This window comes from Sodalis sp. RH21, from assembly GCF_047324175.1.
GTDB lineage: Bacteria > Pseudomonadota > Gammaproteobacteria > Enterobacterales > Enterobacteriaceae > Acerihabitans.
Genome location: NZ_CP178732.1, coordinates 3456559 through 3479642 on the forward strand (window position 1 = coordinate 3456559; position 23084 = coordinate 3479642).

Here is a 23084-nt window from a genome sequence, read left to right on the forward strand (position 1 = left end):
ATATGATTAGGCTTGAAAATATCACCAAAATTTACCCGGGCTCAGCCCACAAAGCGCTGGATAGCCTGACGCTGGAGATTCCCGAAGGCTCGACCACCGCGCTGATCGGGCCGTCCGGCTGCGGTAAAACCACCACCATGCGGCTGATTAACCGCCTGGAAGAAGCCAGCAGCGGGCGGGTTTGGGTCAACGGCGAGGACGTCACCGCCGTGGACCCGGTGCAACTGCGCCGCCATATCGGCTATGTTATCCAGAACGTCGGTTTATTTCCGCATATGACCGTGGCGGATAATATCGCCACCGTACCCCGCCTGCTCGGCTGGCGGGCGGATCGCATCACGCGGCGGGTGGATGAGTTGCTGCAATTGGTGGGGCTGGACCCGGCCGGCGATCGCCGGCGCTATCCGGCCGAACTGTCCGGCGGGCAGCGCCAGCGGGTCGGCGTCGCGCGCGCGCTGGCCGCCGATCCGCCGGTTATGCTGATGGACGAACCGTTCGGCGCCATCGATCCGCTGGTGCGCGGCCGCCTGCAGCAGGAATTTAAACAAATCCTGCAGCGGGTCAAAAAGACGGTGGTCATCGTCACCCATGATTTGGACGAAGCCATCCGCATGGGCGATCGCATCGCCATCATGCGCGACGGCCGGCTCTGCCAATATGCTACCCCGGCCGCGATTCTCAGCCAGCCGGCGGATGACTTCGTCGCGGCGTTTATCGGCAGCGACGCCGCATTAAAACTGCTGGCCTTGACCCCGGTCGCCCACGCCATGTCCCCGGCGGCGCACAGCGCTTATGTCCTGGCGATACCGGCCGCAGCGACCCTCAAGGACGCCCTGGCGCTGATGCTGGCCCATGACGCCCACGGCGTGCGGGTGGAGGACGGCCAACATAACCTGCTGGGCGAACTGGGCCGCCAACAACTTTTTACCTATCAACAAACGTTATGCGCGGCCTGAGCGCCGCCGCTAAGGGAATGTCATGACCGAACACGTCAATATAAGCTACCTCAACGGGCCGGATATCGCGCAGCTGGCGATGACCGATGCCGAAATCCTGGCGGCGGTGGAAGCCGGGCTGCTGGCGCAGGGCAATCGGCAAACGGTCATCGAACCCCGCGTGCATCTGATTCCGGACCCGGCGTTTAACGGCCATTTTAATGTTTTGCGCGGCTATATCGCCCCCCTCAACCTCGCCGGCGTCAAAGTGGTGGGGGATTACGTGGATAACTATACCCTGGGCCTGCCCTCGGAGATGGCGATGCTTAATCTGTTCAATCCGCGCACCGGCATGCCGGTGGCCATTATGGATGCCTCGGCCATAACCGATATGCGCACCGGGGCCATTACCGCGCTGGGCGCCCGGCACCTGGCCCGCAAGAACAGCAAAATCCTCGGCCATATCGGCGCGCGGGGCACCGCTTATTGGAATGTCCGCCTGCTTGACAGCCTGTTCGATTTTGATGAAATCCGCATTCATTCGCGCCGGCCCGAAAGCCAGGAGGCCTTTGGCCGCCGCCTGGAGCAGGATCTGGGTAAAAAAATCACGGTGACCACCGATTGGCGCAGCTGCGTCGAAGGCGCGGATATCGTGGTGGAGGCCTCCCGGTTGCAGCAGCCGGAGCCTTTGCTCAGAACCGCCTGGATCAAACCCGGCGCCCTGGTGGTGCCTTACGGCACCATGAGCGCGGTCGAGCTGTCGCTCACCGATATTATGGATAAAATGGTGGTGGACGACTGGGGGCAATGCAAAGGCGGGTTGTTCGGATCGCTGCGGGCCCATGTTGAAGCGGGCAAGCTCAGCGAGCAGACGCTGCATGCCGAACTGGGGCAGATTGTCGCCGGCCATAAAACCGGCCGCGAACGCGATGATGAAACCATTTTGTTCTGGCATCGGGGATTATCCCTCAGCGATATCGCCCTGGGTCATGCGATGCTGGAAAAAGCCCGCGGCTTGGGCATTGGACAGACGCTGCGCTACGCATAATCGCCTCGGACGGATGTATCGGTTGCGCCGGCGCCTGGCGTAGCCGCCCTTTCAACCACATTGTTCCGGAGATAACATGGTCCCACACGGCACCCACCTGCAAATAGGTTCCCTCCTGTTCGAGGGAATCGACCAAATTGATTTGACCGGTCCCTTCGAAGTGTTGTCGCGCATTCCGAACTCGACCTATCGCCTCTACGGCAAAACGGCCGCTACCATCCGCGATATCAAGGGACTGCGGATCGCGCCGGATGCGGCGCTGGCTGACGCCCCGCCGCTGGATGTGCTGCATATCCCCGGCGGGCGCGGCCAGGAAGCCCTGATGGAGGACGACGCGGTGCTCGGCTGGATCAGGCAGCAGGCGGCGGGCGCGCGGGCGGTATTCTCGGTCTGCACGGGCGCGTTGCTGTGCGGCGCCGCCGGCCTGCTGCGGGGCAAACGGGCCACGACGCATTGGGCGTCGTTTCACCTGCTGCCGTATTTCGGCGCAATCCCGGTCAATGAGCGAGTGGTGGTGGACGGCAACTGGATCTTTGCCGCCGGCGTCACCGCCGGGATCGATGGCGCCTTGCGGCTCGCGGCCGAACTGCGCGGCGACGATGAAGCCAAAGCCATACAGCTGCATATGGTCTACGCGCCGCAACCGCCTTTCGACAGCGGTACGCCTGAGACCGCGCCTGCCGCCATCCTCGCGCAAGCGCGGGCGTCGCTGGCCGACATTACCGGGCAGCGGGAAGCGACCGCCCGGCGCGTGGCCGCCAAGCTCGGCGTCCCTTTCCCCCCTGTGCCCGGCAAGTAAAGACCCGGCGCTACGCCGGTTGGCCTCCTTACGTCGCGTTACGAAAGGCATTTTCGGATCGGCAAAATCTGGGCTAATCTGTAAGATTATCGGATTGGCCGTCAGGACGCATCGCTTTGACAAGCATCCCTTGACTTACTCCCCTTTGGTACTCTCCACGGGTACCCTCCTCTGGTTAAGTCATCGCCGGATTGAACATGTCTTGACTAACCGCGCGCGGCGCGCGCACAAAATGCAGATGGATATTATTAACGTACTTTATTTATGAGGATTAGCTTATGAAAAAGATCGGGATTAATGGCTTTGGTCGCATTGGACGTTTGGTGTTGCGCCGGATTCTGGAGACCAACAGCGAGGTGGAGATCGTCGCGATTAACGACCTGACCTCGCCGAAGGTGCTGGCCTATTTGTTAAAGTATGATTCAAGCTATCGCCACTTCGAGGGCACGGTGGATTACACCGACGATGCCATTATCGTTAACGGCAAGAAAATCGCCGTCTATGCCGAGAAAGAGGCCAAAAACATCCCTTGGGGCACCCTGGGCGTGGAGATTGTCGTTGAATCCACCGGTTTTTATGCTTCCGGCGAAAAATCCCGGGCCCATCTGGACGCCGGCGCCAAAAAAGTGCTGATTTCCGCTCCGGCCGGGGATATCAAAACCATCGTGTTTAATGTGAACAGCGACGCCATCACGGCTGAAGACACCATCCTTTCCGTGGCCTCTTGCACCACCAACTGCCTGGCGCCGATGGCCAAAGTGCTTAACGACAGTTTTGGCATCAAAGTGGGCACCATGACCACGATTCACGCCTATACCGGCACGCAGTCGCTGGTTGACGGCCCGCGGGGTAAAGATCTGCGCGCGTCCCGCGCGGCGGCGCAAAACATTATCCCGCATACCACCGGGGCGGCGAAGGCGATTGGCCTGGTTATTCCGGAACTCAAGGGCAAACTGAAAGGCCATGCCCAGCGCGTGCCGACCCTCACCGGTTCGGTGACCGAGCTGGTTTCGGTGCTGGATAAAAAAGTCACCGTCGAGGACGTGAATGCGGCCATGAAAAAAGCGGCCGAAGGCAACGAATCTTTCGGTTATACCGCAGAAGAAATTGTCTCTTCCGATATCGTCGGCACGCACTTTGGCTCGGTATTTGACGCAACCCAGACGGAAGTCAGCGAAGCGGGCGATCTGCAACTGGTGAAAACCGTCGCCTGGTATGATAATGAGTATGGCTTCGTCACCCAATTAGTACGCGTACTGGATAAAGTGGCGGCGTACTGATTACCCCCCTCTCCCGGGTGTTCTCCGCCAGGAGAAAATTAGGGAGGGGGTTAACAGCGAAAAAACTGGCGGCGTCGATAAATAATATTTACGTCATGGCGGGATAACATCGGATAAATCGTATAATTAAAAAATAATCACGAATACGTTAATGTTCGGCGACTATTTCCAATACCCCATTGATAATAAACTGCACTCCCACGCACACCAGCAAAAAACCCATTAATCTTGAGATGGCGTCGATGCCGCTTTTGCCGATTAATCGCATAATAAAACCAGAACCGTTCAGGCAAATCCAAAGAATTAATGAAATGGTGGCAAAGGTAATAACCGGACTGATAAGCAACACCCAGCTTTCGAAACCCAGCGAATTATCTTTCAGGGTCGAAACCGAACTGATAATCATGGCGATGGTGCCGGGGCCGGCGCTGCCGGGCATGGCCAAGGGCACAAAAGCAATGCTTTCCGAACCTTCGTTCATCATCTCATGATGCTTGGCATCGACGATGCTGGATTTTTCATGCTTGGCGTGGGGAAAAAGCATGCGAAAACCGATAAATGCGACGATAAGCCCCCCTGCGATACGCAGGCCGGGAATAGAAATACCAAAGGTGTTCATGACCAGCTGGCCGGCATAAAAGGCGACCACCATGATGAAAAAGACATAAATCGAGGCCATCAACGCCTGACGTTTTACCTCTTGATAGGTCATGTTGCCGGAAAGGCTTAATAGCAGCGCAACCGATGTTAACGGATTAACCAACGGCAAAAGCAAAACCAGACCCAAGGTTACCGCTTGCAACAATTGGGAAAGTCCTAACATGAGGCCCACCTCGGAAAATTAAATGAACATACGGCTAATAGTTTATCATGAAAATTTTCACATTACCTTCCGCAGCTGCGCGGCCGTGGCCGATAGCTGCTTTAAACGCCAGCCGTCGAGATGTGATATCCGTATTATTGCCAGCGCGGAGTAATATTTATTGCGTGTTGTGATATCGCGCTAATAAATGTGAAAAATTAACTATTAATAATGCTGATTAAATAAAAAGCGCCCCGGAACGGTCCGGGACGCCGCGGCGTTTTGATGGCGCGTATTTCGCCGGCGCGCTTCAGGGGCGATACGGCCCCCGCCTGGCGGCAGCGCGCCCAAACGCCGGACCGCCGCGATGAGCGGTTACATCTGGAAGAAAATGTCGCCGGACTCGGCCTGCAAAATCTTGCCTTCGTCGTTGGTGATAAGAACATAATTGCCGCCCATATAGGTCCAATGGCTGTTTTCTTGCGGCGCCGGCAGGTTCCGTTTATTCCATTCGGCGATCTCATAGGGCTTGGTGCGATAGACGTCGGGCACCACGTCGCCGATCTTGAACTGCCGGGAATCGACATAAAAAGACTGAATCTCATAGGACTTTACGGCCGGGGGATTAGTGGGCGGCGAATCCGGTGAAGGGGTATTCGGCGAAGGCGTATTTGGTGAAGCTGCGTTCGGTGAAGGCGTAGCCGATTGGGGCAAGGCTGCGGTTTCCTGGCCGGTTTCGGCAGAGGATGAAGCGACCCAGGGCAACGCCCCAATGAATAAAACGGCTGAAAATAATGCGACCTGCGGCTTGCCCATAGTGTCTCCAGATAGTAGCTATCTTTCCCGGTAAGCAATCTTTCCCGGCAAAAAAATCATTGTAATGGCCATATAATAGAATGTTATAAAAAAAATTTGTGTTTCCGAGCCGCACTTTCGTAATGAGTGGCGTGATGATTTCGCGATCCCGGCGGCCGGCCGGTCACGTCCGTTCAGTCGCATCAAAGCTCCGGTATAGAAGATAAAGAAATATGCCGCCGGACGAAGGGAATTTTTGTAAAAAAGCATGACCAACCGATTTTGCGCCCTGCCGCCGGGTTTTATTTTCGGCGCCGCCAGCCGGGCAAAGGCCAGATAATTAAAAAATTTCCGCTCGATATTTGATGTTAACGGGCCGAGATCCGCATGGATAAAACCGGCCCCCGCATGCGGCGGCTACCGGGAAGCCGCCGCCTTTTCATCCGCGGCTTCGCCCATGCGCTGCAACAGGCGGTGGCCGATATTATTGGTCCAGTTAAAACTGTTTTGCAGCACCACGACGGCGGTTTTGTGCCGCAGATCCAGGCCGATATAACTGGAATAGCCGCCGATAAACCCCACCTGGTAGGTGATGCGCTGGTTGCCGACGTCGTCGACGATCCAGGCGATGGCCGCCGCTTGTTTGGTGCGGTCGAAACGCACGGTCAGCGAGTCCTGCAATGCGCAATCCAGCGCCGGATACCCGGTGGACCGCATATGGGCCTGGGCATAGGTCAGCAGATCGTTCGCGTTGGTATACAGGCCGGCGGCGCCCACCATGCAGGAGGAGAAATGCCAGTCGGGCACCGGCTGCCCGCGGCGGATAAATTTTGGCTGGTCGCCGGCATGGCCGATGGCGCGCTGGGCATAGCCGGGCAACAGTTGCTGATTATAGCCGGTATGGGTCAAGCCCAGCGGCTGGGTAATATTTTCCACCAGCAGCTGATTAACGTTCTTACCGGTACGCTGGCGCAAGATATAATCCAGCAGCGCATAACCTAAATTGGAGTAGCGCGGTTCAACTTTCGCCGGCTTATGGAAATCAGCCAGATAATCCAGCATCTTTTCATTATCCAATGAATGATAGAAATTCTCGCCGGTAAACAGATAATGGATAAATGAAGTCAGTATTTCCACTGACTGCATTTGCCTCGGCAAGCCCGAGGTATGGGTCACTAATTGCAGCAGCGTAATGTTGCGCGCATCGGCGCTCAGCGGCACGGTTGAAGGCAGCAATGCCGCCAGCGTTTCATCCCAGCGGAACACCCCTTTATGCACCAGGACCACCGTCACTTCGGCAATAAATCCTTTGCTCACCGAACCGACGGCGAACAGCGTATCGCCGCTGATGCGATCGCCGCGCGGATTATCGGTGACACCGTAACCAAAGGTGGTTTTTTGCCCATCCCCTTGCAACACGCCGACCACCAGCCCCGGCGTTTGCTTCGCGGCCAGCAACGGCAGGGCCAGGCTGTCCACCTGCGCGCGCAGGTCGCCGCTGGCGGCAAATTCCCGGCTGGCGGCGCTTGAGGTATCAACGGGCGTTTGCGATAACGTCCCGCAGGCGCACTGCATTAAAATTCCCACGCACGCTAATGCTACCCGCCTGATTTTTTTTATCATTACCGCCAAACACGCATGATACTAAGCTGAAACGCCATCCGCCGGAATAACGGCCGTGGCAGAAATGTGCGGCATAATAAGCTATTGTTCGAGCGATAGAAATAATAAAACGCCGCCGTAAATGGTTAGTTAATCCAGACTCCCGACATAACCGGCTCAGACCCGGTGGCAGCGCACCGAGGTCCCGGACGCATTGAGCCGCAGTTCCTGGGGCAATTGGCAGCCGGCGCCGGCATACGGGCAGCGTTCACGGAAAAAACAGCCCTGCGGCAGATGGCGGTTGCCGGGCAATTCGCTTTTGCGATCCGCCTGCCCTTCGGCCAGGGAGCGTCCGACCCGGGGCACCGAGTCGAGCAGCAACCGGGTGTAGGGATGTTGCGGCTGGCCGAGCACCCGCTGCGCGGGCCCCAGCTCGACGATTTGCCCCAGGTACATCACCGCCACGCGGTCGCTCATATGGCGGATGACCGAGACGTTGTGGGAAATCAGCACAAAGGTCAGATTGCGCTGGCGCTGTAAAGCCACCAGCAAATTCAGGATCTGCGCCTGGACCGAAATATCCAGCGCCGAGGTGGGTTCATCGAGCACAATAATATCCGGCTCGGACGACAGCGCGCGCGCAATGGATATACGCTGGCGCTGGCCGCCGGAAAATTCATGGGGCAACCGGTCCAGATACCCGGCGCGAATCCCCACCTGCGCGGCCAGTTCGGCCGCCAGGGCCCGCCGCTCGGCCGCGGGGTTATGTTTTTGCACATAGACCGGCTCGGTAATAATGCGCCAGACGGGCAACCGCGGGTCGAGGGATGACTGCGGGTCCTGGAACACCATCTGCATCCCGGAGCCAAACCAGGAGCCGTCCTGCCGGATGCGCAGCAGCCGGCCGCTGCTTGGCGTTTGCAGCCCCATCAATAATTGCGCCAGCGTGCTCTTGCCGCAGCCGGATTCACCGACAATGCCCAGCGTTTCGCCGCGCATAATCCGCAGATCCAGGCCATTGAGCGCATGCACGAACGCATTGGGTTTGCCGCGCCAGTTATAACCGGCCGGAAAATGTACCCGCACATCCTGTAGTTCCAGCAAGGATTCTTCCATCATACCCCCCGTTCCTGCCCGGTCCGCTGCGGATGCCAGCAGGCGGCCTGTTGCCGTCCGCCGTCCAGCGGCCGCAGCGCCGGCGCGTGTAAACATTGTTCATCGGCGTGGGGGCAGCGCTCGCGGAAATTGCAGCCCGGCGGCAAATCGGCCAGATTGGGCACCGTGCCGGGGATCGCTTTGAGCATGCTGCGCGGCTGCGCGTTTTCCGGCGCGGCCTGTAGCAGGCCGATCGAGTATGGGTGCGCCGGATGGGTGATAACCTCGGCGGTGGCGCCGCTTTCAATGACCTGGCCGGCATACATGACATACACCCGATCGCACAGCTGGGACACCACGGCCATATCGTGAGTGATGAACAGCACCGCCGTGCCGCTGGTACGCGCCTTTTGCTGCAACAGATACAGCACCTGGCGCTGCACGGTCACGTCCAGGGCGGTGGTGGGCTCGTCGGCGATAATCAGCTCGGGTTCGCAGGAGAACGCCATGGCGATCAGCACCCGCTGGCGCATGCCGCCGGACAGCTCGAACGGATAGCGGTTCATTACCTGGCCGGCATCGCCGATTTGCATCTCCTGGAGCAGGCTCAGGGCTTTCGCCTGCGCCTGCGCGCGATCCAGCCCCTGGTGCAGGCGGATTACCTCGCACATTTGCCGGCCGATCTTACGCGTGGGATTGAGCGAATTCATCGGTTCCTGAAAAATCATGGCCACCCGCGCGCCGCGCAGGGCGCGCATCTGTTTTTCGCTGGCGTTCACCACATCCAAGCCCAGCATGCGCAGCCTGCCGCCGGTGACGCTGAAACCGTCCGGCGGCAGCAGGCGCATCGCCATCATGGCGGTGACGGATTTACCCGACCCGGATTCGCCGACCACGCCGACGATTTCCCCGGCATTCACCTGCAATGACACCTGGTTGAGCGCGTTCACCTGCCCGCCGTAGACCGGAAAGACCAGTTGCAGGTTGTCTATGTCCAGCACCGGTTCAGGCGCGGCGGGTGGTGTTATCGTGGCCGTATTCATCATTATCGTCCCCTCCCTTTCGGGTCCAGCAGATCGCGCAGGCCATCGCCGAACAGGTTGAAACCGGTGGCGGTAATCAGGATGGCCATGCCCGGAAATGCCGAATACCACCATTGATCGAGAATATAATTACGGCCGTTGGCCACCATGGCGCCCCATTCGGCGGTCGGTTGCTGGGCGCCGAGGCCGATAAACCCCAGCGTGGCCGCCATCAGGATCGAGGTCCCGATATCCAGCGATGCCTGCACCACCAGCGGCGGCAGCACATTACGCAATACGTGCCAGGTGATAAGATGCCAGCGCGACGCGCCGAAGGTGCGGGTCGCCTGCATATAAGCCAGATGGCGCAGCATCAGCGTTTGTCCGCGGGCCAGGCGCACATAAAAAGGAATACGCACCACCGCAATCGCCAGCATGGCGTTGAACAGGCTTGGCCCGAGCGCCGCCGCCAGCGCCATGGTCAGCACCAATGACGGCACCGACAGCATAATATCCATGCAGCGCATGATCAGCGCGTCAACCACCCCGCCAATCACCCCGGAAAAACAGCCGAGCAGCGAGCCGAGGGTCCCGGCCAGGATCACCACGGCCAGTCCCGCCGTAACCGACTGCCGGCTGCCGACCAGCACGCGGCTGAACAGGTCGCGCCCCACTTCGTCGGTGCCGAACCAGTGCGCGGCGCTGGGCGCCTGCAGGCGGGCGGCCAGGTCGATGGCGTTGGGGTCGAGGGGCGCCAGCCACGGCGAAAACACCATCAGCAGCAGCACGATAAGCATAATCGCCGCGCCCATCAGCGTCAGCGGGCTGCGGCTCAGCAAATAACCGGTTTTACGCCAGCGGGCAAAACGCGGCGCGGCGGTAGGGGGGACGATCGCGCCGCGATCTCCTTTAATGCCGGGTTCAAGCATAGACATCGGGTTCATCCCTCCCTGCCGATACGGGGGTCGATCCATACATACAGTAAATCCACCAGCAGGTTGACTATCACATACGCGAACGACACCACCACCGCGAATCCCATTACCGCCGGAAAATCCAGCGCCTGGATCGAGTTCACCACATAGGCCCCCATGCCGGGCCATGCAAACACCGTTTCGGTCAGCACCGCCCCATAAAGTAAATCGCCGAGCGCCAGACCGAGCACCGTCACCGAGGGGATCAGCGCGTTGGGCAGCGCGTGGCGCAGGATCACCCGCCAGCGGGACAGGCCGTTGGCCCGCGCGGTGCGGATATAATCTTCCCCCATCTGCTCCAGCATCGCCGAACGGATTTGCCGCGCGACGATGCCCATATGCACAAACGCCAGCGTCGCCGCGGGCATCGCCAGATGCAGCAAACTATTCCACAGGGTATCCGCATTACCGGTCAGCAGGGAGTCGAGCACGTAAAAGCCGGTGATATGGCCCGGCGGATCGAGCCAATCGTCCAGCCGGCCGCTGCCCGGCAGCACATTAAGATGACCGTAAAACAACATGATCACGCCCAGCCCCAGCCAGAACGCCGGCGTTGAAATGCCGACCACCGACAGCAGACGCACGATATGATCCAGAAAACGATTACGGTACACCGCGGACAACACGCCCAGCGGCACGCCGAGCATAATGGCGAGCAACAGGGCGCTGAGCGCCAATTCCAGCGTCGCCGGGAAAAAAGCCCGCAGATCGTCCAGCACCGGCCTGCCGGTACGGATTGAGGTGCCGAGATTGCCATGCAGCAGGTCGTCGACATAATGATAGAACTGGATATAAAGCGGCCGATCCAGCCCCAGCTGCTGGCGGATATGCCGCACTATATCTTCCCCGGCGCGGTCCCCCGCCAGCAGCCTGGCCGGATCGCCCGGAATCAGGTGCGAGATGATAAAGGTGATGACGCATACCCCCAGCATCACCAGCACCAGCCCCCAGCAGCGCTGGCGGATAATGGTCCAGAACGTCATAGATGTCCCCTCGCCGGCCTGGGCGCGCGGTGCGTCCAGGCCGGGTAAACAGTGCCCGCGGATGGCTTCGCAGACTCGGGCCGCGATGTCGGGTTCGGTTATTTCTTGCTCATTTGCCCTACGTTAAACACCTGTTCCAGCATCGGGTTGAATACAAACCCCTGCACCTGCTTGTTCATCGCCACCTGATAATTTTTCTGGAACAGGTAAACATAGGCCGCTTCGTCGATCACGATTTTCTGCGCCTGCTGGTAGTAATCCGTACGCTGTTTCTGATCGGCTACCGCGACCGCCTGTTTCAACAAGTGGTCCACGGCCGGATTGCTGTAGTAAGAACGGTTGCCGGGCAGGCCTTTTTTATCGGATTCGAACCAGTAATTCATAAACATATAGGGGTCGGCGAAGTCCGGGCTCCAGTTACCGATGGAGATGTCATAATCCCCTTTGCCGATGCGATCGCGCATGGTGGCGTTCGCCAGCTTTTCCAGCTTGACGTTAATGCCCACGGACGCGAGCGTGGCTTGCATGGAGAGCGCAATGGCTTCCCAGTTGGGGTCGTTATCCGAATAGAGGAAGTCCAGCGTCTGGCCGCGGTCCGTGACTTTCGCCAGGGCTTCCTTGGCTTTGGCCGGGTCCAGCTGGTATTGCATCGCCGCGGCATCAAATCCCCACATGCCCTCGGGAATCGGGCCGCGCATTTGCTTGCCGTTGCCCCCCAGAATGCCTTTGACCATGCCCTGATAGTCCGTGGCCCAGGAGATGGCCCGGCGGAAATCGGCGTTGTCCAGCGGCGCTTTGGCATTATTGAGATAGAGATAAGTCACGCGCAGCGCCGGAAATTCCTCCACCGCCACGTTATTTTCTTTCTTCAGGGCCGCGAGTTGGTCCACCGGCAAGGAATCGGCAATATCCAGATCGCCGCGGGAAAGCTGCAGGCGGCGGGAAGAGCTTTCGCCGATAATTTTCACCGTAACGCGTTTAAACGCCGGTTTCGGGCCGTTGTAATGCGGGTTGGGCACCAATACCAACTGCTGCCCTTTCTGCCAGCGTTCCAGCTTATACGGGCCGGAACCGGCGGTATTGGCGGCCAGCCAGGCTTTGCCCCCGTCGTCGGGGTGCGCCTTGGCGATGGCGGGGTTGACGATGCCCGCGCCGTCATTGGCCAGGGTGTAGAGGAACGGCGCGAACGGCGTCGTCAGCGTGAAGCGCACGGTCATCGGGTCGATGACCGCCACCTGCATATCTTTGGGAAAGGCTTCGGACGGGCCCTGGCCGATCTGCATCAAGCGGTCGAAGGACCACTTCACGGCCTCGGCATTCACGTCGCCGCCGTCATCGAACTTCGCTCCCGGCTTGAGCTTGAAGGTCCAAACCAGCTGGTCGTCCGACGCGGTCCAGCTCGCGGCCAGTTCGCCTTCCACCTGGGTCGAGCCTCTGCCGTTTTCGGTTTTGTATTGCACCAGGCGCTGGTAGGCCGGATAGGTCACCGTCCAGTCGTTGTTATCAATAGTGACCGCCGGGTCGAGGGTTTGCGGGTCCGCCGCCTTGCCGATCGCTAAAATATCCTTAGGCACCGCGGCCTGCGCCGGCGACAGGGCCCCGGCCAGGGCGCATAGCAGGGCCGCCGGCAACAGGCGGCGGGTGAACAGGCGGCGGGCCGGGAGGGCCGGCGCGGTTATTGCTGTCGTGTTGCTCATGTGCAATCTCCTGAAATCAAAAGGATAAGATAACGGCTGTGTAGTTAAAAATCCTATGGCGGACCCGCGCGATCGGCGCGGCGCGCCGGGGGGAAGCAGCCGAAGCGGTCGGTTAACAACGGGTAGGACATGGCGTCCGGCAGTTCGAAGTGCCACCATTCGCTGGCGACGCCCCGGTACCCTCCCGCCGCCATCACCGCATTCAACAGCAGGCGGTTGCGCTGGATCTGCGGGGCGAAATCGGGATAAAAAGGGTGGGAGCGTTCATTCATCTCGTCAAAGCCCGCCCCCATATCCAGCATCTCGCCCTGCTCGTCCAGCAACGTCAGATCGACCGCCACGCCGCGGCTGTGATGGGAACCGATGCGGATATCCACCACATATTCCGGGTTCGGGAATGCCGTCCACAAGCAGACCTGCGCCTGCTGCGGGCGGTAAGCATCGAAAATGTTCAGCGTAAAGCCGGCCAGGGCGGCCACCTGCGCGCTGCGCGCCAGCGCGCGGGCGGCATCGGGGTGCAGCAGGCAGCGGTGTTCACGGTAGATCGGCCGGCCGGTCAGGTTATCGGCGGTGGCATATTTCAGATCGATGACCACCTGCGGCAGCAGCTCGGCGACATCCACCAGCACCACGCCGTCATCGTTAAGCGAACCGTTTTGTGTCACGGTAATTACCTCTGTTATTATCACGTCCGGGCGGCGGCCGCGGGACCCACGCCGGTAAAATATCAGGATTCGAACTGGCCGAACTGTTTTTGCAACAGGCGGTTATCCGCCAGCCGCTGTTCCACCTCGTTGCCGCCCAATTCCAGCACCGCCGAGATCAGCAGGTTAAACAGGCAGCTAAGGGGGGCCAGCGAGTCCCAGAACTGGCCGGTGTCGGTTTTCACCTGCAACAGATCCACCGGGTAGTCGCGGGCCCAGGGGCAATAAATGTCGGTGATCAGCGCCACATCCAGGCCGCGATCGCAGGCCGCCTGGCAATATTTGCGGGCGATGACCGAATACGCGCGGGTATCGGTGACCACCAGATACGGCGCGGCAAAGGCGGAATTCAGCGATTCCACATACGTGCCGGACAGCCCGTCTGCGAAATAAACCTTGGGGCGCAGATATTCCAGATGGCTGTAAAAAGCGTTGGCGATCCCCCGCGTGGACTGGATGCCCAGCACAAATACCGCATCCGCCGCGGCCAAACGGCGGCTGACGCGGGCAAAGGTCTCGCCCAGCGCCAGTTGATATACATGGTTGATGGCTTCCAGCTCCAGCGTCAAAGCCTGCTGCAATTTTTCCCGCTGCGGCTGCCGGCGGCGCTCCTGGTAGGCCCCCAGGCGATCCGTCACCAGCCAAGGCTGATAGATGCCGCTGCCGCCCTGCAGGCGCAGCGTGCGTTTAAAGTCATCCAGATTGCGATAGCCAAGGGTACGCAGGTACCGCCCCACCGAAATACCGCTGGTGGCGGCATAGCGGGCGATACTGTCGGCGGTTTCAAACGGCACCTGGGCCAGATTCGCCAGCAGGTAGCCGGCAATACGTTTGCCGGTGGGCGTCTGTCCCGCAAACGACGCTTCTATCTGCGCTATCACATCCCGGTTATCACTCATCATCAGCCCTTTGTTGCCCGCCTGTCATAAACGCGGCCGTTGTTAGTTGAGTAACACATACCGGGGATAAAGCACGGACCGTGCCAATAACCCGCGCAGCGCTATTTTTTTAGCGCCAAGGCCGTGCGGCAAGGGCTGTAACGGTAAGCGGCAAGGGCAGGATAAGGCGAAAGGGAAAACCGCGGCGCTTCATTGCACGGCAAACAGGCAAACCGGCCGGGCCATGGTGCATTACTTACTATAAAGGATGCGGGACGATAAACGGCGCGGCGCGGCATGGCGCAGTCCGGTCACGGCTGATAGACCACCGGCGCCTCCGTTCCGCCGTCCTTGCTCTACAGCTTGGCCGCCCGGATGCGATCGGCGCATGAAGACATGAACGGCAGCCAACGTAGTCCGGGTTTTCGTCCGGCACGGCGGGCCTCAGGCGCGATGATGCAGATAGCCGGTGGCTAAAAACGCGCTAAACCGATCCACGCCCCGATCGAGCTTTTCCAGCGAACTGGCGAAGCACCAGCGGATACAGCCTTCGCCGGCGGGACCGAACGCGCTGCCCGGCGCCAGCCCCAGCCCGGCTTCGGCCGCCAGCGCCTTGCACAGCGCCAGGCTGTCCCGCAGTCCCGCCACCCGGAAAAACAGATACATGGCGCCCGCGGGCAAAGGCGCGTCAATCCCCGGCAGCGCGCTCAAGCGCTGATATAGGAAATCCCGCGCGGTCCGGAAGCGGGACAGGGTTTCCCGCAGCACGGATTCGCCCTGGCTGACGGCCGCCGCGCCCGCCTTTTGCACAAACGCCGGCGCGCAGCTGCTGTTATATTCAATAAGTTTGCCCAAATCCTCCAGCAGCGCGGCGGGCACCACCATCCACCCCAGGCGCCAGCCGGTCATCATCCAGCTTTTGGAAAAACTATTGATCACGATCAGGCGATCCAGGGGATCGGCAATATCGAGAAAAGACGGCGCGCAGCGTTCCGGCGGCGCGTCAAACACCAGGCGCCCATAGACCTCGTCGGAGACAATCCAGATTCCATGCCGGCGGCAATGGGCCAGCACCTGCTCCTGCTGCGCGGCCGGCATAACCCAGCCGCTGGGATTATTGGGCGAGTTGATCACCAGCGCCCGCGTGCCCGGCGTCAGGGCAGCCAGCAAGGCCGCCAGATCCAGGTCCCAGCGTAATACGCCCCGCGGATCGGCGCACAGCGCCAGCGGGACTTCGGTCACGCGCGCGCCGAGGATTTTCGGGATCTCCACCAGGTTCGGCCAGACCGGCGTCACCACCACCACCCGATCGCCGGGGCTATACAGCGCCTGGGCCGTCAGCATCAGCGCCGAAACGCCGGAATTGGTGATGGCGATGCGGTTTTCTTCGATGGGCCGGTGCCAGGAAGACAAATAGCGGGCCAGCGCCCCGCGCAGCGCCGGCTCGCCCAGGTTCGGGGTATAAAACGTCTCGCCCGCCGCCAGGGATGCCTGGGCGGCGGCGCAGATAAACTCCGGCGTCTGGCGATCCGGTTCGCCGAACCAGAACGGCAGAATATCGCTGCGGCCGATACCGGCATTGGCCACCTCGCGGATGGCGGAAAAACGCAAATCCCGCGCGGCCGCCCGCATCCGCGGCACGTCGCCGGGCCCCTGCGCCATACCGCTATCGTCTAACATGGACATAGTATCCGCCTTGCATAACAGAGGAAAAGACGCGACCGCCGCCGCGGCATCAACGCCAGCTTACCAAGCCCGGGCCGCAAAAGGGAGCCCTATTGGCGCGATGCATGCCCGGCGGCCAATATCATTATGCCGCCGGCGCCCAGCGTTCGCGCCAGCGCGGCTGATCGCAAATATTGCCGAGAAATTCGATCACCACATGCGCGCCGAGATAGGACGTCACGCCGGAACCCACATCCAGCAGCGGGTTCACTTCGACAAAATCAAAACCCACCACCCGGTAGCGCTCGGCAATCGCCTTGAGACTGTCGCGCAATTCGGCATAGGTCATGCCGTCCGGCTCCGCCGATACGCAGCCCGGCACCAGGGACATATCCAGCACATCCACATCAATGCTCACATAAACCTGCGCGTTTTCCGGCAGCAAGGCGCCGATCCCCTGCGGACCGATGCGGCGGAATTCCCCCATCGGAATCACCCGGTTGCCCCCCTCGATCACCTGCTCCACTATTTCCGCGCTGTGGCGCAGGCTGCGGATGCCGATCTGGGTCAGGCTGCTGGCGCCGGCGCGCTCAACCACATGGCGGAAAGCGTGGCCGTTGGTATATTGCATATCCTGTTCCAGCGTACCGTAATCGGTATGGGCATCAAAATGCAATACGTGAATATCGCCTTCAAAGGCGCGGAATACCGGATAGGTAATCGAATGATCGCCGCCGAGGATCACCGGCAGCGCGCCGCTGGCCAGGATAGCTTGCACCGACTCGGTAATCAGTGCGAAGGTTTTCTCCACGTTGGTGGGATGGACATCCACATCGCCCACATCCGCTATCAGCCCGCGGCGGATCTCCTCGCCCAGGAACTCCCGCCTGGCTTCGGGGGAGTAATAACCGCGGTGTTCGCTGCAAAAGCGCAGCGAGTGCTCGCGCAGGGAGCGCGGCGCCATGCGCGTGCCGGGCATAAAAGGCGAACCTTCATCAAAAGGAATGCCCAGGATGGCGATGGCGGCGTCCAATTGCGTCACATCAGGCTCGATCCGGGAGCGCAAAAAAGAGGGAATACCGACAAACGGCCGGTTGACTCGGGCCATGGTTTTACTCCTTGGTAGCGGGATTAACGTGTCCTGACGCAAAGGTCAGAGCCAGAAATTGTTGCAGGCGGGCGTCGCGCGGGGAAGCCACCACGCGATCCACCGGCCCTTCCTCGATAATGCTGCCGTCGCACATAAACGCGATACGCCCGGAAACGTTGACCGCAAAACGGATATCGTGGGTGACAATCAGCATGGTCATCCCGTTTTGGGCCAGGGAGCGCAGCAGCGTTTGCACTTCGCCCACCAGTTCGGGGTCCAGCGCCGAGGTGGGCTCGTCGAACAACATCACCTCGGGGTCCATCGCCAGCGCCCGGGCAATGGCGGCGCGCTGTTTCTGGCCGCCGGAAAGCTGCCAGGGATGGCGATCGGCCACGGCGGTCAGGGCAAACTGCGCCATTAGCCGTTCGGCCCGCCCGTGCGCCTCGTCGCGGCCGCGCCCCAGCACCACCCGCTGCGCCTTGACGATATTGTCGCGCAAGGTCAGGTGCGGCCACAGATTGAACTGCTGGAACACCAGCCCCAGCCGGGGGCGTAAACGATCGATCTGCCGGCGGGATTGATGGCGGATGATTTCCCCTTCCAGCTGGCGGCCGAAAGGCGTGCCGTTAATCTCGACAAATCCTTCATCCGGCGGTTCCAGCCAGGTCATGCAGCGCAGCAAGGTGCTTTTGCCGCAGCCGCTGGGGCCGATAAGCGAAACAATCGACCCCTGGGGGACATCCAGATACACCTGATTGATGGCGCTGACCTGCCGAAAGCGTTTACTCAGGCCGGTAACGCGCAGTGCGGGCGTGGGATTCATGGTTTTTTCCGCCAGTCCAGGGAAAGATAACGCCGGGCGATGGCGCTGCGTTCAATCGCATCGCGGCCGGTTTGCTCCCCGCCCAGTTCAACGCGGCGGGCGGCTTCGGCGATCGCCGCGGCGATCGTCCAATACAGGGCGGTAATGGCCAGGAACACTTCGAAAGGCGCAAAGGTGGCGCCCTGCACCACCAGACCCTGGTAGGTTAATTCCCCGACGGTGATCGAACTGAGCACCGCCGATTCTTTCATCATGGTCAGCGTCATATTGGTGGACGGCGGCACCACCGCGCGCAGCACCTGCGGCGCGATAATGTGACGCATCGCCTGGGCCGGCGACATGCCGATCGCCCGGGCGGACTCGAATTGGCCGCGGGGCAGCGCCATGATGCCGGCGCGCAGGATCTCGCCGTAATAAGCGCTGGCATACAGCGCCAGCGCCACCGTGCCCACCGCCTCGGCCGGCAGGCGCAGCCCGGAAAACGGCAGCCCGTAATACACCACGAACAGAAAAATAATAAACGGCGCGCTGCGCAGGCATTCAATATAGACCCCCACCAGCACGGCCACCGCCCGCAGCGGCACCAGGCTCAGCAGCGCCACCGCCATGCCCAGCAGATAACCGATAACAAAGGCTATCAGCGTAATTTTTATGGTCAGGCCGGCCCCTTGCAACAAGATCGGCCAGTACTGGTTAAGCACGGTGAAATCTATCTGCATAGTCATACCCGGGCGTCCGCCACGCGGGCCTCCAGATATTTGCCGAACAGGCTGCACGCCAAATTGATCGCCAGGAAAATCAGCGCCGCGCCGAGCAGCGTTTCAAAGGGGCGGTAATTGTTGCCGGCGATTTGCTGAGCGGTGCGCAGCACGTCAACCACGGTGATCGCCGACAATAACGCCGTGCCTTTAACGATAATCGTGGCTTCGTTAACGATGACCGGAATCATCCGCCGGAACAGTTGCGGTAATACCACGCACTGCCAAATGGCCCGCGGGGGCAATCCGAGCGCCGCGGCGGCTTCGATATGCCCCGGGTCGAGGGAAGCCAGGCCGCCGCGCATGGCCTCGCCGAGGAAAATGGTGCTGTTAAGCGTAATGGCGAGCACCCCCGCCGCCGCGGGACTGAGATCCAGCCCGAGGGCCGGCAAGACGTAGTAGCAGATAAAGATCTGAATCAGCAGCGGCGTGCCGCGCACAAAGCTGATCAATACCGCGAACGCCATTCCCAGCCAGGGGATTTTCATCGCCCGCAGCAGGGTAAATCCGGTTGAGAATATCAGCACCAGTATAAAAATAACCACCGCCAGACCGAGATTGACCCAGGCCGCCTCCAGCAGCGGCGGGATACTGGAAAATAACGCATGCAGGCTGAATTTCATCGCCGGATCTCCGTACTCGGTTCAACGTGGGTTATTGCGCGCCGGGGGGAAGATAACCGCTGGCGGGGATCTCCATGGTGAAACCGAACCATTTCTGCTGGAGTTTCGCCAGACGGCCGTCAGCCTGCATTTTGCGGATCACGCCGGAGATAACATCGCGCAGGTCCTTATCCTCCGGGCGGGTGACCCAGGCCAGATAGTCATAACCGCCCTGATTGGGCACCGCCGTCATCAGTTCAAAGGTATCCGGCCGCTCTTTCACCAAGACCGCCAGGCTCGGCAAGGATTGCACCACGGCGTCCACTTCGCCGTTGGCCAGCGCCATATAAGCCCCCTGGAAATCGGTAAACAGCTTGAGTTCTTTATAACCCGCGCCGCCGCCGGCTTTCAGTTTGGCATCCAGGCCGCGCGCGATGGGCTCGGTGGACGACGCCAACTGGGTGGCCACCACTTTACCGTTGAGATCGTCGAGCTTGGCCAGTGAATCCCCTTTGCGTTTGAGCAGATACGGCGCGCCGTTGGCGATCGGCGCGGTATAGGCATAACGTTTGGCGCGCTCTTCGTTGATGCCCACCGTCGTCGCCACGAAATCAAACTTGCCGGCCAGCAGGCCCGGCAGGATGCCCTGCCAGGGTAGATCCAGCTGTTTGACGTTCACTCCCAGTTCCTTGACCACTTCGGCCAGGATGTCCGACCCATAGCCGACGATTTTGCCGTCTTTGACAAATTCAAAGGGGGGAAACGCCGCCTCGGTGCCCACGGTGACGGTACCGGTGCGCTTGATTTTTTCCAATGTGGTTTCGGCGCCGGCCTGGCCGGCGAGCAGGCCCAGGCCGGCGGCCAGCAAAACTATCCGGACAATAAGCGTGTGATAGGTAGTGCGCATGATTAACTCCCATTCAGGACCGATAAGGTGGATATCAGGATTGCGGCGCGGTGAAATAATCCGCTCGCACCGCCGCGCCGATCAAATTCACCATCAGACGCGCGGCGGTAATACAGCTGATCCGGTTCACATCCGTGGCGGGGGTGATTTCAACGATATCCATGCCCACCACTTTCCCTTTACGCACCAGGGCATGGATCAGGCGGCGCACTTGATGAAAAGTCAGGCCGCCGGGAGCCGGGGTTTCCACCGCGGGCATGACCGTCGGGTCCAGGCCGTCCGCATCGATGGTGATATAGAACTGGCCGCCGTCGGGAATGCGATCGATAACCGCGTCGATGCCCGAATCATGGACTTCAAAAGCGGGAATAATATGCGCGCCGTAGGCCAGGGCCGCCGCCACTTCCTCGGTGCGGGCGCTGCCCTGGGCGCGAATGCCGATTTGGAATATTTCGCCGATATGGGCCATTTCCGATGCGCGGCGGATGGGACTTGACAGGCCGTTGCGCACGCCGTTGACCTCATTGCGCCAGTCGATATGCGCATCGATCTGAATCAGGGTAATCGGCCCCCGGCCTTCGAAGGCGGTAAGAATGGGGATCGGGATGCCATGGTCGCCGCCAAGGGTGATGGGCAGCGCGCCGGCCGCCAGGATTTTACGGATCGCCTGCTCGGCGCGCAGCGTATGGCTGCCCAGATCGGCGGGGTCCGCCAGCACATTGCCCACATCCACGATTTTTATCGGCCGGTTGTCGAGAATCGGCCCGCCGACGTCGAAATCGTACTGATCTTTGCCTTTGGTAATGATATCGCTCACCGAACGCACGGCATCGGGCGCATAAATTTGATCGTTGCTGATGGCATGGGGGGCATAGGCATTGCCGTAAGGCAGGCCGATGATGGCGATATGCGCATCCAGGTTATCCAGATCGGTGGAAACCGGCGAACGCAGAAAGCCCTGGGGCCCGTGGGTCGGCGGAACGGTAAGGGGACGCTGCATGGTTGGCTCCTGACGTAATGGTGAGGCATGTACGGGTGAGGCATGAGTATAAACCGGCCGGCCGCCGCCTTTGGTAACCGCCGGTGAACCTATGCGTGTATGGCATACACCCTTTTGGCGCGCAGTATGTATCCGGCCCGGTGATTGCCCCATCGCGGAGCGCCCGTGCTCATTTTTAGCGCAGCCGCGGCGCGGCGGGAGAAGCGCGGCGCACCATGGGCGCGCGCCCGGCATGGCATTTATCTTGCATGGTTTTCTGGCGCATGGCGTGTTGCCGCGGGGTGGTCGCATGGTCTATTTGACCCGCTCTGGCCACTCTCATGGCGCCGCCGGGCTCGCCATCCGATGTAACCCTTCACGGTAGGTAGCGAAACATGAGTCAATCCGGAAAAAATCTTAAACCCGTGCCGCCGCTGACGGAGAGCGATCTGAAACTGCTGCGCATCTTCCGCGCGGTGGCCGCCGCCGGCGGACTGACCGCGGCCGAAGCGGCCCTGAATATCGAGCGTTCGACCATCAGCCGCCATTTGCAAAACCTGGAAGCCAGGCTGGGTGAAAAACTGTGTTTTCGCGGACCGGCGGGTTTCCAACTGACGATGTTCGGTGAAAGCGTGTTAAAGGCCTCCAGCCTGGCGGACGATACGCTGAAAAAAATCCGCGACGACCTGAACGATGCGCGCAATATCCTGGCGGGGGATTTGAATATCGGCATCGCCGATAACTGCCTGTCCAATTCCGGCTCCAAAGTCTCTGCGGCGCTGGCGGCGTTCCGCTCCATGGCGCCCGACGTGACCGTGCATCTGTCCATTCACCAGCATGAGTCGCTGCTCGCGCAAATGCTTGACCGGCAATTGCATATCGGCATCAGCGGCATGCCCGATAGCCATGGGCAACTGCAAAGCGTGCCGTTATTCAACGAAGCGTTTCGCCTGTATGTGGCGATCCCGTTCGGCGCGCCATCGCCCAGCATCGCGGATTTGATTGAACAAAATTATGTGCTGGTCACCCGGGATCGCGATCCCTACAGCACCCGGTTGGGCCAGCGCCTCGATATGCAGCGCCAGGCCATCGCCTCCGGGCTGGAAGCGGTGGCCACGCTGATTGCCGCCGGCGGTTATGTCGGGTTGCTGCCCACGCATTACGTGCAGACCCTGTCCCAGTTCTATTTTTTTGTGGAAGTGGCGGATGCGCAGGCGTTCGCCTATGAAGTGACGTTTTCGCTGCTGTCGCTGCGCGGGCATCCCCTGCCCCCCAGCGGCCAGAGTTTTATGCGGTTATTGCTTAATCTCATGCACCAGGACACCACCGCGGGTTTCTCCCTTAAGGCGGCCAGTTAATCCCGCCGCGGCTGAGCATCATGCCGTCCCAAGTCAAGCGGCCGGGGCCAGCGTATCCGGCCATCGCGCCATGCCCCCGACGATCCGCGCCAATCCCGCGCGCGCGTTGATATTTGGGCCTTCAATCACACTTTTCCGGAGCTGAATTCCGTGCTTACCGCGCGGACAAAGGCCCTTTAAAAGAATGTTATGGATTTGTGATACTGCGCATCCGCACCTTCATATTACTGCCACGATCTGGCCAACAGTGGCAATAGCGCAAAGGCGGCGTTCACTACCAGGCTCTAG

23 protein-coding genes are annotated in these 23084 nt (G+C 60.3%); 5 read left to right on the top strand and 18 right to left on the bottom strand.

Annotation, left to right across the window (positions count from 1 at the left end; translation table 11 throughout):
• Positions 1–2 precede the first annotated feature (2 nt).
• The 4 genes from ACL2XP_RS15820 (at position 3) to gap (ending at position 4062) form a co-directional block, all read left to right on the top strand.
• Entirely contained in the window at positions 3–956 is a 954-nt protein-coding gene (locus ACL2XP_RS15820) for an ABC transporter ATP-binding protein (RefSeq protein ID WP_413733774.1), read from the top strand.
• A 22-nt stretch (positions 957–978) separates the two neighbouring features.
• Entirely contained in the window at positions 979–1983 is a 1005-nt protein-coding gene (locus tag ACL2XP_RS15825) for an ornithine cyclodeaminase family protein (RefSeq protein WP_413733775.1), read from the top strand.
• A gap of 76 nt (positions 1984–2059) precedes the next feature.
• Positions 2060–2782: a DJ-1/PfpI family protein gene (locus ACL2XP_RS15830; RefSeq protein ID WP_413733777.1), complete on the top strand. Its 723-nt coding sequence runs from the start codon at positions 2060–2062 to the stop codon at positions 2780–2782.
• A gap of 278 nt (positions 2783–3060) precedes the next feature.
• Positions 3061–4062 carry a type I glyceraldehyde-3-phosphate dehydrogenase gene (gap, locus tag ACL2XP_RS15835; protein WP_413733778.1) on the top strand — a complete coding sequence of 334 codons (1002 nt, stop codon included), beginning with the start codon at positions 3061–3063 and terminating at the stop codon, positions 4060–4062.
• A 148-nt stretch (positions 4063–4210) separates the two neighbouring features.
• Here the strand turns inward: gap and ACL2XP_RS15840 are convergent, their stop codons facing one another.
• The 18 genes from ACL2XP_RS15840 to ACL2XP_RS15925 form a co-directional block, all read right to left on the bottom strand.
• On the bottom strand, positions 4211–4885 hold the full coding sequence (locus ACL2XP_RS15840) for a MarC family NAAT transporter (protein WP_413733779.1): 675 nt from the start codon (positions 4883–4885) through the stop codon (positions 4211–4213).
• Between the two features lie 354 nt (positions 4886–5239).
• Entirely contained in the window at positions 5240–5680 is a 441-nt protein-coding gene (locus ACL2XP_RS15845) for an RcnB family protein (RefSeq protein WP_413733781.1), read from the bottom strand.
• A 396-nt stretch (positions 5681–6076) separates the two neighbouring features.
• Positions 6077–7234 (bottom strand): serine hydrolase domain-containing protein, encoded by a 1158-nt coding sequence (locus tag ACL2XP_RS15850; RefSeq protein WP_413733783.1) that lies wholly within the window; start codon positions 7232–7234, stop codon positions 6077–6079.
• Between the two features lie 204 nt (positions 7235–7438).
• Positions 7439–8380 carry an oligopeptide/dipeptide ABC transporter ATP-binding protein gene (locus tag ACL2XP_RS15855; RefSeq protein WP_413733784.1) on the bottom strand — a complete coding sequence of 314 codons (942 nt, stop codon included), beginning with the start codon at positions 8378–8380 and terminating at the stop codon, positions 7439–7441.
• Positions 8377–9402 carry an ABC transporter ATP-binding protein gene (locus ACL2XP_RS15860; RefSeq protein ID WP_413733785.1) on the bottom strand — a complete coding sequence of 342 codons (1026 nt, stop codon included), beginning with the start codon at positions 9400–9402 and terminating at the stop codon, positions 8377–8379. The genes ACL2XP_RS15855 and ACL2XP_RS15860 overlap by 4 nt, the downstream gene beginning before the upstream one ends.
• The gene (gene ddpC / locus ACL2XP_RS15865; RefSeq protein ID WP_413733787.1) at positions 9402–10313 is read right to left on the bottom strand and encodes a D,D-dipeptide ABC transporter permease; all 912 of its coding nucleotides are present in this window, start codon (positions 10311–10313) and stop codon (positions 9402–9404) included. Before ddpC ends, ACL2XP_RS15860 begins: the two co-directional genes overlap by 1 nt.
• Positions 10314–10318: 5 nt before the next feature.
• Positions 10319–11335, bottom strand: coding sequence for an ABC transporter permease (locus tag ACL2XP_RS15870; RefSeq protein ID WP_413733788.1), 1017 nt, complete (start codon positions 11333–11335; stop codon positions 10319–10321).
• 98 nt (positions 11336–11433) lie between these two features.
• Positions 11434–13032 carry an ABC transporter substrate-binding protein gene (locus ACL2XP_RS15875; protein WP_413733789.1) on the bottom strand — a complete coding sequence of 533 codons (1599 nt, stop codon included), beginning with the start codon at positions 13030–13032 and terminating at the stop codon, positions 11434–11436.
• A 53-nt stretch (positions 13033–13085) separates the two neighbouring features.
• Positions 13086–13697, bottom strand: a complete 612-nt coding sequence (gene ddpX / locus ACL2XP_RS15880; protein WP_413733790.1) for a D-alanyl-D-alanine dipeptidase — start codon at positions 13695–13697, stop codon at positions 13086–13088.
• Between the two features lie 62 nt (positions 13698–13759).
• Positions 13760–14635 carry a MurR/RpiR family transcriptional regulator gene (locus ACL2XP_RS15885; RefSeq protein WP_413739181.1) on the bottom strand — a complete coding sequence of 292 codons (876 nt, stop codon included), beginning with the start codon at positions 14633–14635 and terminating at the stop codon, positions 13760–13762.
• A 423-nt stretch (positions 14636–15058) separates the two neighbouring features.
• Positions 15059–16300 carry a pyridoxal phosphate-dependent aminotransferase gene (locus ACL2XP_RS15890; protein WP_413733791.1) on the bottom strand — a complete coding sequence of 414 codons (1242 nt, stop codon included), beginning with the start codon at positions 16298–16300 and terminating at the stop codon, positions 15059–15061.
• 124 nt (positions 16301–16424) lie between these two features.
• Complete coding sequence (locus ACL2XP_RS15895) at positions 16425–17387, bottom strand: arginase family protein (protein ID WP_413733792.1); 963 nt, start codon at positions 17385–17387, stop codon at positions 16425–16427.
• 4 nt (positions 17388–17391) lie between these two features.
• Positions 17392–18192, bottom strand: coding sequence for an amino acid ABC transporter ATP-binding protein (locus ACL2XP_RS15900; RefSeq protein WP_413733794.1), 801 nt, complete (start codon positions 18190–18192; stop codon positions 17392–17394).
• The gene (locus ACL2XP_RS15905) at positions 18189–18917 is read right to left on the bottom strand and encodes an amino acid ABC transporter permease (RefSeq protein WP_413733796.1); all 729 of its coding nucleotides are present in this window, start codon (positions 18915–18917) and stop codon (positions 18189–18191) included. The genes ACL2XP_RS15900 and ACL2XP_RS15905 overlap by 4 nt, the downstream gene beginning before the upstream one ends.
• The gene (locus tag ACL2XP_RS15910; RefSeq protein ID WP_413733798.1) at positions 18914–19573 is read right to left on the bottom strand and encodes an amino acid ABC transporter permease; all 660 of its coding nucleotides are present in this window, start codon (positions 19571–19573) and stop codon (positions 18914–18916) included. Before ACL2XP_RS15910 ends, ACL2XP_RS15905 begins: the two co-directional genes overlap by 4 nt.
• 31 nt (positions 19574–19604) lie before the next feature.
• Positions 19605–20459: a transporter substrate-binding domain-containing protein gene (locus tag ACL2XP_RS15915; protein WP_413733800.1), complete on the bottom strand. Its 855-nt coding sequence runs from the start codon at positions 20457–20459 to the stop codon at positions 19605–19607.
• A 34-nt stretch (positions 20460–20493) separates the two neighbouring features.
• The gene (locus ACL2XP_RS15920; RefSeq protein ID WP_413733802.1) at positions 20494–21459 is read right to left on the bottom strand and encodes an agmatinase; all 966 of its coding nucleotides are present in this window, start codon (positions 21457–21459) and stop codon (positions 20494–20496) included.
• A gap of 175 nt (positions 21460–21634) precedes the next feature.
• Positions 21635–21781: a hypothetical protein gene (locus ACL2XP_RS15925; RefSeq protein WP_413733803.1), complete on the bottom strand. Its 147-nt coding sequence runs from the start codon at positions 21779–21781 to the stop codon at positions 21635–21637.
• 52 nt (positions 21782–21833) lie between these two features.
• On the opposite strand from ACL2XP_RS15925, the gene ACL2XP_RS15930 reads away from it, so the two are divergent.
• Positions 21834–22796: a LysR family transcriptional regulator gene (locus ACL2XP_RS15930; RefSeq protein WP_413733804.1), complete on the top strand. Its 963-nt coding sequence runs from the start codon at positions 21834–21836 to the stop codon at positions 22794–22796.
• Positions 22797–23084 lie beyond the last annotated feature (288 nt).